At 32.3% G+C, this 15,394-nt stretch carries 15 protein-coding genes; 1 reads left to right on the forward strand and 14 read right to left on the reverse strand.

Annotation, left to right across the window (positions count from 1 at the left end):
* Nucleotides 1-280: 280 nt before the first annotated feature.
* Genes ACSUE0_RS08150 through ACSUE0_RS08160 form a run of 3 tightly spaced genes read right to left on the reverse strand, consistent with a single transcriptional unit; the run spans nt 281 to nt 2,910 of the window.
* Nucleotides 281-1,309 carry a sensor histidine kinase gene (locus ACSUE0_RS08150; protein WP_119614996.1) on the reverse strand — a complete coding sequence of 343 codons (1,029 nt, stop codon included), beginning with the start codon at nt 1,307-1,309 and terminating at the stop codon, nt 281-283.
* Entirely contained in the window at nt 1,302-1,976 is a 675-nt protein-coding gene (locus ACSUE0_RS08155; RefSeq protein ID WP_119604191.1) for a response regulator transcription factor, read from the reverse strand. The genes ACSUE0_RS08150 and ACSUE0_RS08155 overlap by 8 nt, the downstream gene beginning before the upstream one ends.
* A 16-nt stretch (nt 1,977-1,992) precedes the next feature.
* Nucleotides 1,993-2,910, reverse strand: coding sequence for a 3-beta hydroxysteroid dehydrogenase (locus ACSUE0_RS08160; RefSeq protein WP_436956919.1), 918 nt, complete (start codon nt 2,908-2,910; stop codon nt 1,993-1,995).
* A gap of 121 nt (nt 2,911-3,031) precedes the next feature.
* Here ACSUE0_RS08160 and ACSUE0_RS08165 point away from each other — a divergent pair, with 121 nt between their 5' ends.
* A complete protein-coding gene (locus ACSUE0_RS08165; RefSeq protein WP_017722600.1) occupies nt 3,032-3,538 on the forward strand; it encodes a GNAT family N-acetyltransferase in 507 nt (168 codons plus the stop codon).
* Between the two features lie 378 nt (nt 3,539-3,916).
* Here the strand turns inward: ACSUE0_RS08165 and ACSUE0_RS08170 are convergent, their stop codons facing one another.
* The 11 genes from ACSUE0_RS08170 to ACSUE0_RS08220 all read right to left on the reverse strand — a co-directional run bounded on the left by ACSUE0_RS08170 (nt 3,917) and on the right by ACSUE0_RS08220 (nt 15,252).
* On the reverse strand, nt 3,917-4,948 hold the full coding sequence (locus ACSUE0_RS08170; RefSeq protein WP_119614305.1) for an alpha/beta hydrolase: 1,032 nt from the start codon (nt 4,946-4,948) through the stop codon (nt 3,917-3,919).
* Nucleotides 4,949-5,092: 144 nt separating this feature from the next.
* Nucleotides 5,093-6,160: a YkvI family membrane protein gene (locus ACSUE0_RS08175; protein WP_119614304.1), complete on the reverse strand. Its 1,068-nt coding sequence runs from the start codon at nt 6,158-6,160 to the stop codon at nt 5,093-5,095.
* Between the two features lie 393 nt (nt 6,161-6,553).
* Complete coding sequence (locus ACSUE0_RS08180) at nt 6,554-7,054, reverse strand: hypothetical protein (protein ID WP_017722603.1); 501 nt, start codon at nt 7,052-7,054, stop codon at nt 6,554-6,556.
* A 155-nt stretch (nt 7,055-7,209) separates the two neighbouring features.
* Entirely contained in the window at nt 7,210-7,572 is a 363-nt protein-coding gene (gene dhaM, locus ACSUE0_RS08185; RefSeq protein ID WP_119614303.1) for a dihydroxyacetone kinase phosphoryl donor subunit DhaM, read from the reverse strand.
* Nucleotides 7,572-8,150, reverse strand: coding sequence for a dihydroxyacetone kinase subunit DhaL (gene dhaL, locus ACSUE0_RS08190; RefSeq protein WP_119614302.1), 579 nt, complete (start codon nt 8,148-8,150; stop codon nt 7,572-7,574). Before dhaL ends, dhaM begins: the two co-directional genes overlap by 1 nt.
* Nucleotides 8,151-8,184: 34 nt before the next feature.
* Nucleotides 8,185-9,150, reverse strand: a complete 966-nt coding sequence (dhaK, locus tag ACSUE0_RS08195; RefSeq protein WP_119614301.1) for a dihydroxyacetone kinase subunit DhaK — start codon at nt 9,148-9,150, stop codon at nt 8,185-8,187.
* Nucleotides 9,151-9,437: 287 nt separating this feature from the next.
* The gene (locus tag ACSUE0_RS08200; protein ID WP_119614300.1) at nt 9,438-10,454 is read right to left on the reverse strand and encodes a FecCD family ABC transporter permease; all 1,017 of its coding nucleotides are present in this window, start codon (nt 10,452-10,454) and stop codon (nt 9,438-9,440) included.
* Nucleotides 10,451-11,452: a FecCD family ABC transporter permease gene (locus ACSUE0_RS08205; protein WP_017722608.1), complete on the reverse strand. Its 1,002-nt coding sequence runs from the start codon at nt 11,450-11,452 to the stop codon at nt 10,451-10,453. The genes ACSUE0_RS08200 and ACSUE0_RS08205 overlap by 4 nt, the downstream gene beginning before the upstream one ends.
* A gap of 9 nt (nt 11,453-11,461) precedes the next feature.
* A complete protein-coding gene (locus ACSUE0_RS08210) occupies nt 11,462-12,265 on the reverse strand; it encodes an ABC transporter ATP-binding protein (RefSeq protein WP_119603713.1) in 804 nt (267 codons plus the stop codon).
* A gap of 338 nt (nt 12,266-12,603) precedes the next feature.
* Entirely contained in the window at nt 12,604-13,440 is an 837-nt protein-coding gene (locus ACSUE0_RS08215) for a YitT family protein (RefSeq protein ID WP_017722610.1), read from the reverse strand.
* A gap of 582 nt (nt 13,441-14,022) precedes the next feature.
* Nucleotides 14,023-15,252 carry a NupC/NupG family nucleoside CNT transporter gene (locus ACSUE0_RS08220; RefSeq protein WP_119614299.1) on the reverse strand — a complete coding sequence of 410 codons (1,230 nt, stop codon included), beginning with the start codon at nt 15,250-15,252 and terminating at the stop codon, nt 14,023-14,025.
* Nucleotides 15,253-15,394: the final 142 nt, after the last annotated feature.

Raw genomic sequence — 15,394 nt, forward strand, 5'->3', positions numbered from 1 at the left:
AAATTGTAACCTATCAGATTGGATTAATTTTAATAACTATTTCATATTAAACTCACCTTAAATATGATTGCATATTTATTATTTGTATTCAACAACTTTTTTCACTAATTTGCAAATATTTTTATAAATAATTTTAAATACACATACATCCACCATATAATGTTAGGAACAAAAAGAACCCAAGAAACAAACAATCTTCTCAGGTTCTAAATACGTATTGGCTAACATAATTTATAATACCTATACGTTTATTATTATATTTTTGCAATTACTCATTAATTTATATATTTTCAGATAATCTTGATATCAATTCATTTTGCTTAGGGAAAATAAAATTCATAGTTGTCCCTACTTTCGGTTCTGAAGAAACCGATACATGGACTTTTAACTTTTCTTTCACATGATTGACAAGGTATAAACCAAGCCCAGAAGCTGATGTTTCATTACGATCAGTAGTGGAAGTAAAACCTTTTTCAAAAATACGTGGTAAATCTTTAGCACTTATCCCTTTACCTTCATCTGTAATTCTAAGAACTGTATGACCTTGATCGACATAAGCATGAACATGAATTGTACTTTCTTCACTATATTTAACTGCATTTGATAAAATTTGTCTAATCATCATTCGACACCATTTAACGTCTGTATATACTTTATAGTCACCTTCAAAATTCAAATCATAGTCAATACCTTTAGACTGGCTAATATATCGAGTGATTTGTATTTCTTCAATTACAAGACGTTTTAGTGCCACATGTTCAAAATACATATCTTTATTTTGTGACTCTAAGCGAGTTAAAAATAACTGCCTATCTAACATGTCGTTTATTCGTGTCCATTCATATAAAAGCGCGTTTTTTCTAGTAGTGTCTTGTTCTTTTTCTATTAATAGTTTCATTGCTGTTACAGGTGTTTTAATATCATGTACAAAATCTGTTAATGATGCTTCAGTAGATTGAATTTGCTTTTGCTGACGCGTAACTAATGATTTTTGATCTGTAATTTGATTGTATAAATAATTAACCATTTCTTGCTGTAACGGCGTGTCCGCCAATGATTTATGCTTTAATGCTTCAGGTTCTATATTTTCATCTAAATGCTTAAAAAATCTAATTTCCTTTAAAAATGTGAACGACAAGAACAATATTGAAATACCTAGATTTAAAATAATAATATAATATGTACTCCCCACACTAATATCATAATCTAAATAAGCAATAAGCAGAGTGATAAAGTTTAAGAAAATAAACCATAATATCCAATATATCCGTGACCTTAAAAAGATATAAACCCATTTAAAGTTATCCATGCGCCATATATCCCTTACCTATTTTCGTTTCAATTGCGTCACTCATACCAATATCAGCTAATTTCTTCCTTAAACGATTCACGTTAACCGTTAATGTATTGTCACTAACGAATGCTTCATCATCCCATAATGCAGTAATCAATGTATCTCTCGTAACAATTTGGTCTTGCTTCTTAACTAGCATTTCTAAAATAATCATTTCAGTTTTGGATAAGTAAATTTGTGCTTCATTTTTATTAATACTATCTTTAGACAAATCTAAAGTTGCATCTTGCCAAGTAAGAACTCGCTTTTCTTCCAAACTAAATTGATATACTCTTCTATAAATTGCTTGTAGTTTAGCAATTAATATACTCGTGTTAAATGGCTTTTGAACATAATCATCTGCCCCCAATTCCATACTCATCACATGATCCATTGGATTGTCTCTCGACGATAAGAATAATATTGGCGTATTAGATGTTTCTCTAATCTTTCTAGTCCAGTAAAAACCGTCATATTTAGGTAGTTTCACATCCATAATAACGATAGCAGGGTTAACTGCTTCAAATTTAGCTAATACATCATTAAAATCATCAATACCATAAATTTTAAAATCCCATTGTTCTAATTCTTCACTTAATTCTTTAAATAATGTCATATCATCTTCTACTAATAAAATATCCACGTCATCACCACTTTATCTATTTAGTATATTTTATGTCTTCCCCAGACTGAATTCTCCCGTTAAAATGCTTAATTCGACAATCTATCTCGAAACCTCTCATCATCAAACCTTGGAATGGAGACTGAATTAAATAATACACCGGCCAAACTAATTTAGGTATATAATCATATAAATGTACTACTACAGTTTGCGTATTTTTGAGTCTACGAAATTCTAACTTACCTTGTTTCAATAAATTAGGTTTAACTAATGTACCACCCACTAAATGTAATGAAATGATGTCTTCTTCTATTTGCATTTTATGAAAAACAAGAATAGGCTTAGCCTTATCTTTAAGGTATATTATATAATCCTCATCTTCTTTGTATGTGTGCAGTAATGTGCCTTTAGTTTCATTCAACCATTTAAAATAATATTCAACCATTTGTTCTAGTGTCCAATTCATAGGAAGCTGCATGCTTAGAGCACTACGAACATCATCGTATTTAGAAGATTGAAGTTCCACCGATACATGTGGACGTGATACAGTTGTTTCTGTTTTTTTCACAAACACACCATATGACGACAAACGTTGGATGGTTTCATAATCAAATCTACTTCCACTAATATAAATAATTTTACTTATACCATTTTTAGCAGCTGCCCGACCAAAGTTATCTGCAGCGATTAAATTCAAATCTCTTGCTGTGGCTTGTGTTAATTTTGCAGAGTGTTTAGTTGGATCCAAATAATAGATGGCTATATCCATACATTCCATAGCTGATAACACATCCATATAATTATAAATATCTTTCTTTAACCATGTCACTTCTTTAAAGTCTTCTTCTTTAGGATATTTTGATAATGTATATAAATTAGCCTCATTTTTTATATGCTGGATTAAATTTTTACCTATATATCCTGTGACACCTGCCAATAAAATGTTAGGTTTCATAATCATACTTCCTTTATATTAGTTTATCTCAACATAAATATGTCCTAGTAATATCACGCTAATGATGTTAAGTTATACTATAACTAGGCATTAGCAAAATAGAAATAAGGAGTGGACACACATGGTTCATCAAATACGTGAAATCGGTATCAATGATGTAGATCCATTTGTTAAATTATTAACGACAATTTATGATGAATCTGATTATTTAATATACAACCCAGGGGAATACGCACCTTCTAATAACGATGCGCTTTCAAATCTAGAGCACTATATTACATCGCCTTCCAATGCCATTTATATCGCTGAAAATAACGGCGAACTCGTCGGCTTTGCAATCGTAACGACAGAAAATTTTGAACGCACACGTCATGAAGCTCATTTTTCAATGGGCGTCATTAGACACTACAGAGAAAAAGGCCTCGGCCAATCTTTAATTAATTCTGTAGATGCATGGTGCTTAAATCATAACATTCGTCGTATAGAAGCAACAGTAGTACCTGAAAACACTACAGCTGTTGAATTATTTAAAACTGCGGGTTATCAAATAGAAGGTGAACTTCGTGATAAATTATACATCGACGGTAGATATTACAACAAATATGTAATGGCCAAGTTATTATTTTAATCTACCTCTAAGCATAATATTTAAACATGTCACACTTATAGTTTAATTATAAATTAACAAGGACCCAAATAATAATATTGTCATATAATCATTTAGATATAGAAATTTAAAATACCGATGTCGTTTTATAATCATTAATAGTTGACCTCTTTCAACTTTTTACTGCAATTTTAAAAAGGAGCAGGACAATGAAATCATTATTGAAAATATGATTTCTGTCCCCCTCCTTTTTTATAACTCGAATGTAGTCAATTTTTGAAATTAAATTAATAATTATACTATATGCGTTTAGCTCAGCCTCATATTAAGACTGTCACAATATAAAATTTCTAACATTACATTATAAGATACAAATAACACTTCATATATTCTTATTATTTAATAAGGGTTTAATTCGACTCCATTAGGATTCGTCGTTTCTTCACTAACATTTGTTTCAACACCTGATGAACTTGTATTTCTACTTAAAAACCTTAGAACATCTTTCATATTTTGTTGTGATTCTGGTAAATCCATATGGAATTGGTATTGGTGTCTCAAATTATGGGAGCCATCATAAAATAATTTATCCACAGGAATATCCATCGATTTCAGCTTTTTATAAAATGATATATTTTGACTATAAAATGGATCTGCGTCACCTACAGATAAAAATGTTGGCGGATAATCTTTGGTAACCTGATTTATCGTAGACATCTCACTAATATATTTAAATTGCTGTTCCCAATCTCGTTTTCCTGTATAACTTTCCATAAAAAGTTGTATCCTTGGAAACTCAGTAGCTTTTACTGTTTTCATATCATAAAAACCACCAAAAAATATTGCTGCCTTCAATTGATCTGCCTCAAATTGTTGTTCGAATGACATATCTTCTCTTAATGATTTATTTGTTTGAATTGCCGTGTATTGGCTAGATAGCTGTGCACCAGCAGAGTCTCCTCCGAAAATAACTTGATCAAAATCCATTGGTAATTCATGCTTATTACGTTTTATAAATTTTACAGCTTGATCAATTTGGTGTAGCTGCGTTGGATATTTATTATCTGGTGCAAGTGCATAATTAATATTTACAACAATATAGCCTTGCTCAGCGATTTTGGATAATAGTGGATTCTTATATTGTTTATCTCCCGCTATAAAGCCACCACCATGCATCCAAAAAATTACGGGCAACTTATTATCCGAATCTAATTCAGTTGGTGTTAATATGTCTAGTCTACTATTAGGCATACCAGTACCATAAGTTATATTTGTAAATGCATTTACATTTTTATTATTAATCTGTACTTTTTCTTTAATTTCTTGTGAATGTTGACGGTCATACTGTTGTTTTAATAACAGAGCAGTCAAGATTGCTACTACAATAACAATACTTAAAGTAATTATCGTCCATTTGTGTTTTTTCTTCATGCATTACCTTCCCTTTCGAAATGCATTGTACCATAATTAACTATTGCACAGTAGTATTTATAAATTATCGAAATTATTAAAAACTCAGCTTGTACAATTTGTACAAGCTGAGTTTTTATTTCTTATTTTAATACCATGAATAATTTATGCTATGAACTTTTTGTTTTGACGTTTTCTGCTATAGTATTTAATTAGTACGCCGATTACAACAACAAGTCCCACAATACCCATTATCGGGTATAAGAAATTAATCAAGCCTGCGAAACCTACGAAACTCAAACCGTAAGCTACAACCATTATAACTACGATAAATATATGATATTTTTTACTATATGGTTCTGTAAATCTCGCAGCAAATGAATACATTAAACCAAGAATTGTATTATACATAACAGCTAACATAATAACTGATAGTATAAGTGCAATCCAAGGGCTTATGTCATTTGCTAATGTCAGCATAGGAATATCAGCATCCTTAATCTTTGGAAACTCAGACTGCAACGCAAAGTTAATCAACGCTAATAATATTGTATAAACAATACCTCCAAATAATGCCCCAGCTCCGGATACTCGACGTCTAGAAGCATCACCGCCAATAGCGACAATCGTACTAAAGCCTACTGCGAACGCAAGTCCACCATAATTAATTCCTTTCAATATACCTAACCATAAGCTAGCTTCTGGTACAGTTTTATTTACTTTGTCTATCGAAATACTACCATTAAAAAGATAATACGCAGCAATGATTACAACCAAAATAATTAAAAATGGTGTAACAATGCCTAATGCTCTAACAATTTTATTAAAATCCAACAATAATGTAATATAAATTGCAATAACCATAATCAATGCACCTAACCATGTCGGCACATTAAAGCTTTCTTGGAATGTCGACCCTGCTCCAGCAATCATTGTGACTGAAATGCCAAATAAGAAAAAGATAAGCAAATAATCTACAAGCTTACTGAACTTATCACCAAACAAATAGTCTAAAGTTGACTCATGGTTTTGCGCATCAAACGCAGTACCAATCTTTGCAACTTGTCGACCTATAAAGCCTAATATTAAACCAGAAAGTATAACCCCAATATATGACCATAGGCCATATGGTGAGAAAAATTGCATAACCTCCTGTCCTGTTGAAAAGCCAGCACCTACAACGATACCGACATAAGCGAAACCAATTTTTATAGCTTCTTTATTCAACCCCATGTTATTTTAACCTCCTCATAGTTAACACATTGCATTATTATAACTTACTGATTATTTTTTGCAACTACACAATATAAAATTTTACACTTATAATTGCTCTCAATAATAACAAATAAGTTGAATATCGTTTTTAATCATTCATTATATTCTTTAAATATAACAAATCTTAATGTAGCCATTGCATTTTTATGGTTATCTTAATTTAATTTTTGCAATTTTATACATTACTAAAGGTAGGCTTTAACAGTGTATAAAATTGCAAAAAATAAAAGAAAAAGAATCAAAATAGATACACCTTTTAACATGTATATTTCGATTCTTTAATAAATTACTTTAATGTGTTATTTTGTCAAGTTCTAATAATATGATTACTCAACTATGATAATTTTGTTATTAGTGTGCATTTTTAAAACGATTAAGTTCATTAAAGTCAACAACTACGTTATCCATACGTTTGGCTGTTTCTTTCAGTACATTACGCGCAACACTGTTAGTTGGGTCCAATTTAAGTATTTGTCTAGAAATTTCAAATGCCTTTTTATCAGAAATGACTGGTTCAGGAACTGCATGTAATAATAACATTTGTAACAAACTTTTTACTTCTTTGCCCTCAGTAAGTTTTATGGATGACTCTGCATGATAATACGCAGAATCTAAAGCACCCTGAAGCTCACTTAATGGATAGACTAATAATAGAAAAGCTAAGTCATGCATTTCTGCAGTTTCTTCTACTTTCATCATATCTAAAATACATGTATAAAACATAATGTTTTCAGCTTCATGTGCGCTTGAAATGTATACTTCTTCAAATTCCATAAAATCTGTTTGGGACATTAAACGTTTGACCGACTCAAATTCGCCGTTTAAGACATGTTTTAATATTAAATCTTTCATGGCAATGTCCTCCTAGATATCCAGATTTCTATTACAATTAATTTTCATTTTACCACAATTCAATTAAATATTCCTATAAAAAAGAAGTTTTTTGTTATATTAGTTGAGAACTTCATTTTAATTTATATTTAACATAGTAAAACAAATAACATTATTTAGCCAAACGTTTTATTTAATTCTCCTAAAGTTTCCTCTATGGATTTACCAACTGATAATTGCACAGCTGCAGTAAAACTACCTTCAACAATTGGTGCTTCTACTTTTTCAATACGCTGGTTACCTTCATACATTTCAATCGCTAAATCTAAGTTCATTTCAGCAGAACCTATATCATAAAAACACAATGCATCATCTGTTAATTCGTTTATTAATGCTTGAATATGATCATACGATGTACCAATTTTACCATCAACGCCACCTTGTACAACGACGTTAACATCGCCGGCCATTTGATTTAATAGTGCTTTTGTACCTTCTGCAATTTCTTTACTATGACTAATTACTACTATATTTGTCATTACGAGTCATCTCCAATCAATGCGTTCAATATATAAACACTACTTTGAGCTCCAGGGTCAACATGTCCTAAGGAATCTTTTTTGAAATATGCCGCTCTACCTTTAGTTGCTTCGATATCTTTTGTTAAATCTGCGTAGGATTGTAATACATCACTTGTTAATATTTCATCATTTTGTGAAGCTTGGTTTGCACGCTCAATTACATCATACATAGTTTTTTCATTCAACGTCACTTTACCTCTTTGAGCAATTGCCTCTGAAAAAGTTTTTAAGAGTTCTTTCAAATTCGAACTTCCTATTTCATCTGATACTACTTGTGACATCTTTACAAAACTAAAACCGTATAATGGACCAGAAGCACCACCAATATTAGACATAAGTGTCATACCTGTAGATTTCAATAAACTTTGCATAGAACTATCATCAATATTATCTGGTAACGCTTTGAAACCTCTAACCATGTTCACGCCATGGTCGCCATCACCGATTGCTCTATCTAATTCTGTTAATAACTCTTTCTTTTCTTCAAACACATCTACTAATTTTAATAATCTTTCTTTTAGTTCAGCGATATTCATCTATCTTTCTCTCCTTTCAATAATCACTTTATTTTTAATGGAAATATAAACTTTCTGTTGTTTCAGTTAACGCTTCTAACAATTCTTCTGAAGATGGTACAAATGTTAATGATAAACCTTGCATATCTAATGCAGTCATGTAATCTCCGACTAACCAATGAGTAATCGATTTGCTCTTTTGTTCTAAATTTTCATCGACATATTTTGCAACGATATTAAGTTCTGACAAAGGCGTTGCCCCCATGCCATTGACCATTACAATAAGCTCATCTGATTCAACTTCTTTAAGTAAAACTTGAATTAATCGCTCTACAATTTGATCTACGGGTTCAACTTTTTCTCTAGACAATCCTTTTTCACCGTGTATACCCACACCAATTTCCATTTCATCTTCTTCAATATCAAATCCATATTGTCCAGTAGTGGGAACCATAGGTGCTGTTAATGCCATACCAATACTTTTTATTCGAGGTAATAAACCTTCTACTTTTTCTTTTATTTCTGCCAATGACAGCCCTTTTTCTGCCAAATGTCCTGCATACTTATGAACAATAACTGTACCTGCTACACCTCGACGTTGAGCCTCATCTTCCACTGCAACATCATCTTTTACAACGACAGTTTCTACTTGAATGTCTTCCATTTCTGCCATCTCCTGAGCCATCTCAAAGTTCATAACATCACCGGCATAGTTTTTTACTATAAGCAATACACCATCGCCATTATCAACAGCTTTTATGGCACTAAGAATCTTATCTGGCGTCGGTGAAGTAAATACTTCTCCACAAACTGCAGCGTCTAACATACCATTGGCAACATAACCCGCATGAGCTGGTTCATGCCCACTTCCACCACCAGAAACTAATGAAACTCCTTGTTCTTTTCTATTCTTTCTAACTACGACTGTGTCTGAAATAATTTCTATTTGTTTGTTTGTTTTTGAAAGCCCGTCCAACATATCATTCAAAAAATTCGTTTTTTGTTTAATTAATTTTTTCATAATAACGACCTCCTATTTAAACTATTCAGTTATAGTATACCCTACACACAAATGCAAACGCTAACATATGAGTGCTAATTTCATTTGTATGGGAGAAATTAAAACATTACTCATATTTTCTAAAATTTATTTATAGTATCAATGCGCTGTTAAAAATGATGAGTAATCGCAAAAAAGCACGAGATATAAATGTATCTCATGCTTCTTAGCCTTGGCTTTTTTCAATTTTATAAACACTACGTAAAGCGGAAATTTTACACTTAACATACTTTTCACACTTAAACAAATTATACTGATTTTGTTTTATACATTAAGTATAAGAAATAAGGGGCACCTATAATAGCAACTACAATACCTGCTGGAACACCTGATGGTTGTAGTATAACTTGTCCAATAGTATCAGCTAGTACAAGTAAAAAAGCACCTATTAGTATTGAAATCGGTAAGAATAATTGATGTCTCGGGCCAACAATCGACTTAGCAATATGTGGTCCCAATAAACCAATAAATCCAATCGCACCCGCTACAGAAACAGCTGCTGATGACAACACAACTGCCACTAATAATAAGACAATGCGTTCGCGCCCTATCTTCACACCGACACCTTGAGCTATATACTGATGTGTGTTCAATAAATTTAGGACATTCGCTTTAAATAATAAGAATGGTATTAACACGATAACCCATGGTAAAAAGGCTATAACAAACGCCCATTCATCACCCCAAATATTACCAGCAAGCCAAGAAGCTATAAACTCTGATTGGTCTTCGTCAAATGTAGACATTAGTGTTAATGAACCACCACTAAGTGCAGTAGACATCCCCACACCTACAAGTACCATACTCGCTGGAGTAATACCTTCTCCTTTATTATAACTAAACGAGAAAATAATAAGCGCTGTTAAAACACCACCTATCATACTAATAAATGGTAAAACATACACAAAATTACTCGCGTCTACCTGGCCTACCACTATAAACAAAGCAATTACAAATCCACTTCCGGCATTAATACCTAATATACCAGGCTCTGCCAGTGGGTTTTTCGTTACACTTTGTATGACTGCACCACTCATGGCTAAAGCAGCACCAGCTAATATTGTAATAATCATACGCGGCAATCTAAATTCCATCAATATCAATGTATCTGTATATTCACCCTGGCCAATCAACGTTTTGAAAAATGCCTCGACAGACATTTTATATTCTCCAGAAGTAATACTCCATGCGCACGCTAACAAGACTAGAATAGTGAGTATAATCATCGTAAGCCACTGTTTATATCTTAACTTTGGATCTATCATGAGAAGCGACCTCCTCTTTTAACTAAATACAAGAAGTAAGGTACACCAATAAAGGAAATGATGGCTCCTACTGGGGCTTCTCCTAACATACGTGCAGTCGTATCTGCTACTAGTAATAGCAAACCACCGACTACAGCAGTTAAAGGTATCACTCTAGCATAGTCCGTGCCCACTAAGTATCTCACTATATGTGGCACCATCAGACCGACAAAGGCAATTTGGCCAACCATTGCAACTGCAATACCAGCCAAAACCATAGATAATATCAGTGAAATAGCTCGCGTAAACGCAACGTTTTGCCCTAGACCTTTGGCCAATGTTTCACCTAAATTTAAAATAGTTAATTGCTTACTCATTGAAATGATAATAACAAGCGCAATGATGATAAACGGTGCTGCCCAAACTAATTGATTCCAAGTTGTACCAGATACACCACCAGCACTCCAAAACGTTAAACTTTGATTTAGCCTAAATAATAAAGCAACACCTTGGCTTAATGCAGTTAACAACGCACTAACAGCAGCACCCGCCAAAATAATTCTCATAGGATTGAACCCGTCGCTTCTTGACCTTCCAATCATTAAAACTATAAAGCCACCCATCAACGCACCTATAAAACCAGCAAACATCATTACAAGGAATGGTGCAGTAGGATAAAATGCAAACGTAAGCGCTAGCATAAATGATGCACCAGAGTTTAATCCTATAAGACTTGGATCAGCTAAACCATTTTTAGTCACACCTTGAATAACAGCGCCTGAAGTACCTAACGCAACACCTACTAATATAGCTCCAATATCTCTTGGAATACGAATCTCACTAATAATATTATGCTGTTGATTTTTAGAATCGTAATTAAACACCGCTTCAAAAATTGTGCTTAAGTGAATTTTGGCATCCCCGAACAATATAGAAATGATGAGTGCGCCGATTAATAATAATACAGCTATTATAAAAGTTGCTGTAAAACTTAACTTCCCTTTTTTCTTAGTAGTCATAATTTACCCCTAAACTTCTGAATAGCTTTTTCTGCACAAGTCATACGTTACTAACATTGGTTTGCCAGTTCTTGGGTCTGTACTAATTTCAACATCAATGTTGAATACTTTTTCTAATATGTCTTTAGTTAATACTTCCTCAGTATCACCATTAGCGATAATATCACCATTCTTCATAGTGATTAAATGATCAGAAAAACGAACGGCTTGGTTAATATCATGCAATACCATAATAATAGTACAGCCTTGTTCTTTATTGAGCTGTGTAATTAATTCTAATATCTCTAACTGATGCGAAATGTCTAAATATGTTGTTGGCTCATCTAAGAATATAATATCTGTACGCTGAGCTAAAGCCATTGCAATCCATACACGTTGTCGTTGTCCTCCACTCAAATCATTTATCGGTCGTAATTTAAAGTCATAAGTACCTGTAACACGCATTGCCCAGTCGATTTCTTTTTTATCTTCGGCAGATAGACGTCCAAAACCTTTTTGATGTGGAAAACGACCATATGATACTAATTCACCAACTGTAAGGCCATCTGCAACCTCTGGAGATTGAGGTAAAATCGCAATTTTTTTAGCAATCTCTTTCGTAGATTGTGAGTGTATGTTTTCGTTATCTAATTGGATTTCTCCACCTTTAATTGGCAGTAGTCGTGATAACGCTTTAAGTAACGTCGACTTACCACAACCGTTTGGTCCTATAATTGAGGTAATCTTGCCATCAGGAATGTGAACATCTAAATTATCCACAATGATATTTTCTCCATAACCTATAGTGACCTGTTCTCCTTTTAAGCGATTCATAATTCCCCTTCTTCCTATATTAATAAGCATAACATCGTATATTTTCCCAATTAATTTATATTAAGTCATGTTAAATTTTCCAATTATCTTAAGTAAATGATAATCATTATCATAGATGGTATTATATCATTTTTTACACCTATTGACTATTAATTATTTTCAACAGACCTTCATATTTCGTTATCTTTATAGGCTTTATATTCACAAAATAACATTTTTAAATCTTAGTTCGCTATATGATTTGCTTAACTTTTTTCTATCATAAAAAGCCTAATTCACGATGGAAATATTCCAAATAAATTAGGCAACTTTATTATTCAACTTTACATTGTGTTATCTTAATGTTCATCGATTAAGAAACCATTTCCGTATACATCTCGTACATCATGAATAACTAAAAATGCGTTATCATCGATTTTTCTTATTAAACGCTTTGCTCTCGTTACTTGAGTTTTAGTAATAACAACATACAAAATATCTTTATCTTCTTTTGAAAAATAGCCACGGCCATTTAAAATGGTAAGCCCACGTCCTACTTGTTCATCAATTACTTTAGCAATTTCATCAGGCTTGCTTGAAATAATTGTCATTGCTTTCTTCGTATTTAAACCTTCAATGACGTAATCCATTACTTTTGTACCGATATACAATGAAATCACAGTAACCAGTGCACTAGAAATTGGAATAACAGTCAGTGATATAGCTACAACAATTAAATCGAAGAATAGTAATGCATAAGGTGTACTAACGTCTAAGTATTTATTAGCGATTCGAGCTAAAATTGTAGTCCCTGCTGTAGTACCACCTGCAAGCACAATCACACCTATACCTAGACCCACACAAAGACCACCAAATACTGCATTAACCAATATATTGCCTGTTTCAATTTCCCAACTCACAGTTAATTCTAAAAAGATAGAAATTAAAATCGTTGCGATAATAGTTAAATACATACTTCGTTTACTTAAAAATTTATAACCTATCCCAATTAAAATGGCATTAAATACAAAGTTTGTAATACCTGGAGAAATGTGAAAAGCATAGTAAAGTACGATCGCTATACCAGTCACCCCTCCCTCACCTAAATCAGCAGATATAATAAACGTATTCACCCCAGCTGAAAAAATGAACGATCCAAAAACAACTAATATTAAATCTCGTACTGTTTTATTCACCCACACGACCCCCTTGAATTTGCGCTAATCAATTGAATGTTAGCAAATTATCGGAAATACTACAACACGAATATACAGAAAACTCTTTATATAATAAAGTTATTTTGTATTGTAATTCCTATATGTTTAATTAAAATTAGTTAATTTTAAAAATTCTGAAATTTCTGTTTACTTATTAATTTCTCTTTGATATAATAAAGTTTATCTTCTTATTGGTAACCAATAAGAAGCCATCTCCTTTGTGTTGTTTATAGTAACAAACAAAACAATTTTTGCTCGAGTATATACTTAGTACCTAGTCCTTACTATTTATATACAGTTAATTCATTTCCCGTAAAAGCCAAGTAATGATGAATGTGTCTCCTCACTTCAATTACTTGGCTTAATTTTTTTGTTTTTTATTTTATAATCATAATGTTTGATGGCTAGGAATTTAATTTATAACAAACTATAATGTTGCGTCTAATAAGGAACAAAAAACTAGACATTCAAAAGCGTGACAAACACTTTTAAACATCTAGTAATTTAACATGTTCCAATAAAAAATAAGTATACAACTTAAATTCAATATTTATTTATAATTTACCAAGCAAATAATCCAACAAATCCTGCAGTCATCAACGATACTAAAATACCTGCAAGTAATAACATCGGTACATATTGTGATACGAAATCTGATGTTTTCTTATCTACGATTCCTTTTAAAGTACCTACAATCATACCAATTGTCGAGAAGTTCGCAAATGAAATTAAGAATGTTGTAATCACTGCACGTCTATGTGGCGAATAAGATTCAACAACATCTTTAATCTGTCCCATGACAACAAATTCATTAGTGACAATTTTTTTGGCCATTTGTTGTGCAACAATCCAAGCTTCATCCCATGGTAAACCAAGCAATAACGCAAATGGATACATAAACACACCAAGTATTTGATCTAAACCAAAACTACCTTTAATACCTGCCCAACCACCAATGATGCCGGTAAGTAAATTAATTAATCGATCAATTAAATCTGATAGCGCAACGAAACTAATAACAAATGCTACAATAATTAAGATTAATTTACCTGCATTTAATACTGAGTCACCTAAGAATGAGAAGAACGGTTGACGTTCTAATTCATTACTTTGAATAGTGTAAATAATATCTTCTTTTTCTTCTACCGTAACCGGATTCAATATAGATGAAATAATAATCGCATTGATTATATTTAATGGAATAGCTGTCAATACTAAATCACCAGGAACCATAGAGACATATGCGCCTACTATAGCCCCAGATACAGAGCTCATAGACATCATCGCCACCGTTAACACACGAGTTTCTTTCATACGTTTTAATTGTTCATTCGAAACTGCTAATGCTTCTGTATTACCTAAAAACATCATTTCAATACCAAAGAATGATTCGAACTTTGGTTGACGTGTGATTTTTGCTAAAACCCAACCAATACCACCAATTACTTTAGGTAAAATATTAAAATACATTAAAATGTCAAATAAAGGAACAACTAATAATATTGGGAATAATGCACTAACTGCCATATCCATTGCGCCTGGTTTTACCCAGCTAGAAAAGGCAAACCCTGTACCTGCATGTGCTGAATCAATCACCCAAGAAATACCATTAGCTAATGTTTGTACTGCAGTTTTTCCCCACGGGAAGTACATAAAGAACCAAGCTAAAAATAAGTTCAATACAACTAATATTGCTATTGATTTCCATTGAATATTCTTTTTGCTTCGAGAGAATAATACTGCAATCCCTAAAAACACAAACAATCCAATTATGTTAATCACTAAAAACATAATACACCCACCATTTCTTATTAAAATCATTGATAACAATGAATTTTTGAAAGTAATTTATGTAGCTATGTATTCAGAAGAATAAAGGTAAATGCATATTACTGACATAAACAATCAAACGTTCATAGACAGCATTAAATCC

The organism is Staphylococcus sp. AS1337, from assembly GCF_051408735.1.
GTDB classification, from domain to species: Bacteria; Bacillota; Bacilli; order Staphylococcales; family Staphylococcaceae; genus Staphylococcus; species Staphylococcus xylosus_B.

Excerpts from the sequence above, each read along its gene's own strand:
- ACSUE0_RS08150 (WP_119614996.1), bottom strand. The coding sequence starts at position 1,309 with ATGGATAACTTTAAATGGGTTTATATCTTTTTAAGGTCACGGATATAT.
- ACSUE0_RS08160 (WP_436956919.1), bottom strand. The coding sequence starts at position 2,910 with ATGAAACCTAACATTTTATTGGCAGGTGTCACAGGATATATAGGTAAA.
- ACSUE0_RS08165 (WP_017722600.1), top strand. The coding sequence starts at position 3,032 with ATGGTTCATCAAATACGTGAAATCGGTATCAATGATGTAGATCCATTT.
- ACSUE0_RS08170 (WP_119614305.1), bottom strand. The coding sequence starts at position 4,948 with ATGAAGAAAAAACACAAATGGACGATAATTACTTTAAGTATTGTTATT.
- ACSUE0_RS08175 (WP_119614304.1), bottom strand. The coding sequence starts at position 6,160 with ATGGGGTTGAATAAAGAAGCTATAAAAATTGGTTTCGCTTATGTCGGT.
- ACSUE0_RS08180 (WP_017722603.1), bottom strand. The coding sequence starts at position 7,054 with ATGAAAGATTTAATATTAAAACATGTCTTAAACGGCGAATTTGAGTCG.
- dhaM (WP_119614303.1), bottom strand. The coding sequence starts at position 7,572 with ATGACAAATATAGTAGTAATTAGTCATAGTAAAGAAATTGCAGAAGGT.
- dhaL (WP_119614302.1), bottom strand. The coding sequence starts at position 8,150 with ATGAATATCGCTGAACTAAAAGAAAGATTATTAAAATTAGTAGATGTG.
- dhaK (WP_119614301.1), bottom strand. The coding sequence starts at position 9,150 with ATGAAAAAATTAATTAAACAAAAAACGAATTTTTTGAATGATATGTTG.
- ACSUE0_RS08200 (WP_119614300.1), bottom strand. The coding sequence starts at position 10,454 with ATGATAGATCCAAAGTTAAGATATAAACAGTGGCTTACGATGATTATA.
- ACSUE0_RS08205 (WP_017722608.1), bottom strand. The coding sequence starts at position 11,452 with ATGACTACTAAGAAAAAAGGGAAGTTAAGTTTTACAGCAACTTTTATA.
- ACSUE0_RS08210 (WP_119603713.1), bottom strand. The coding sequence starts at position 12,265 with ATGAATCGCTTAAAAGGAGAACAGGTCACTATAGGTTATGGAGAAAAT.
- ACSUE0_RS08220 (WP_119614299.1), bottom strand. The coding sequence starts at position 15,252 with ATGTTTTTAGTGATTAACATAATTGGATTGTTTGTGTTTTTAGGGATT.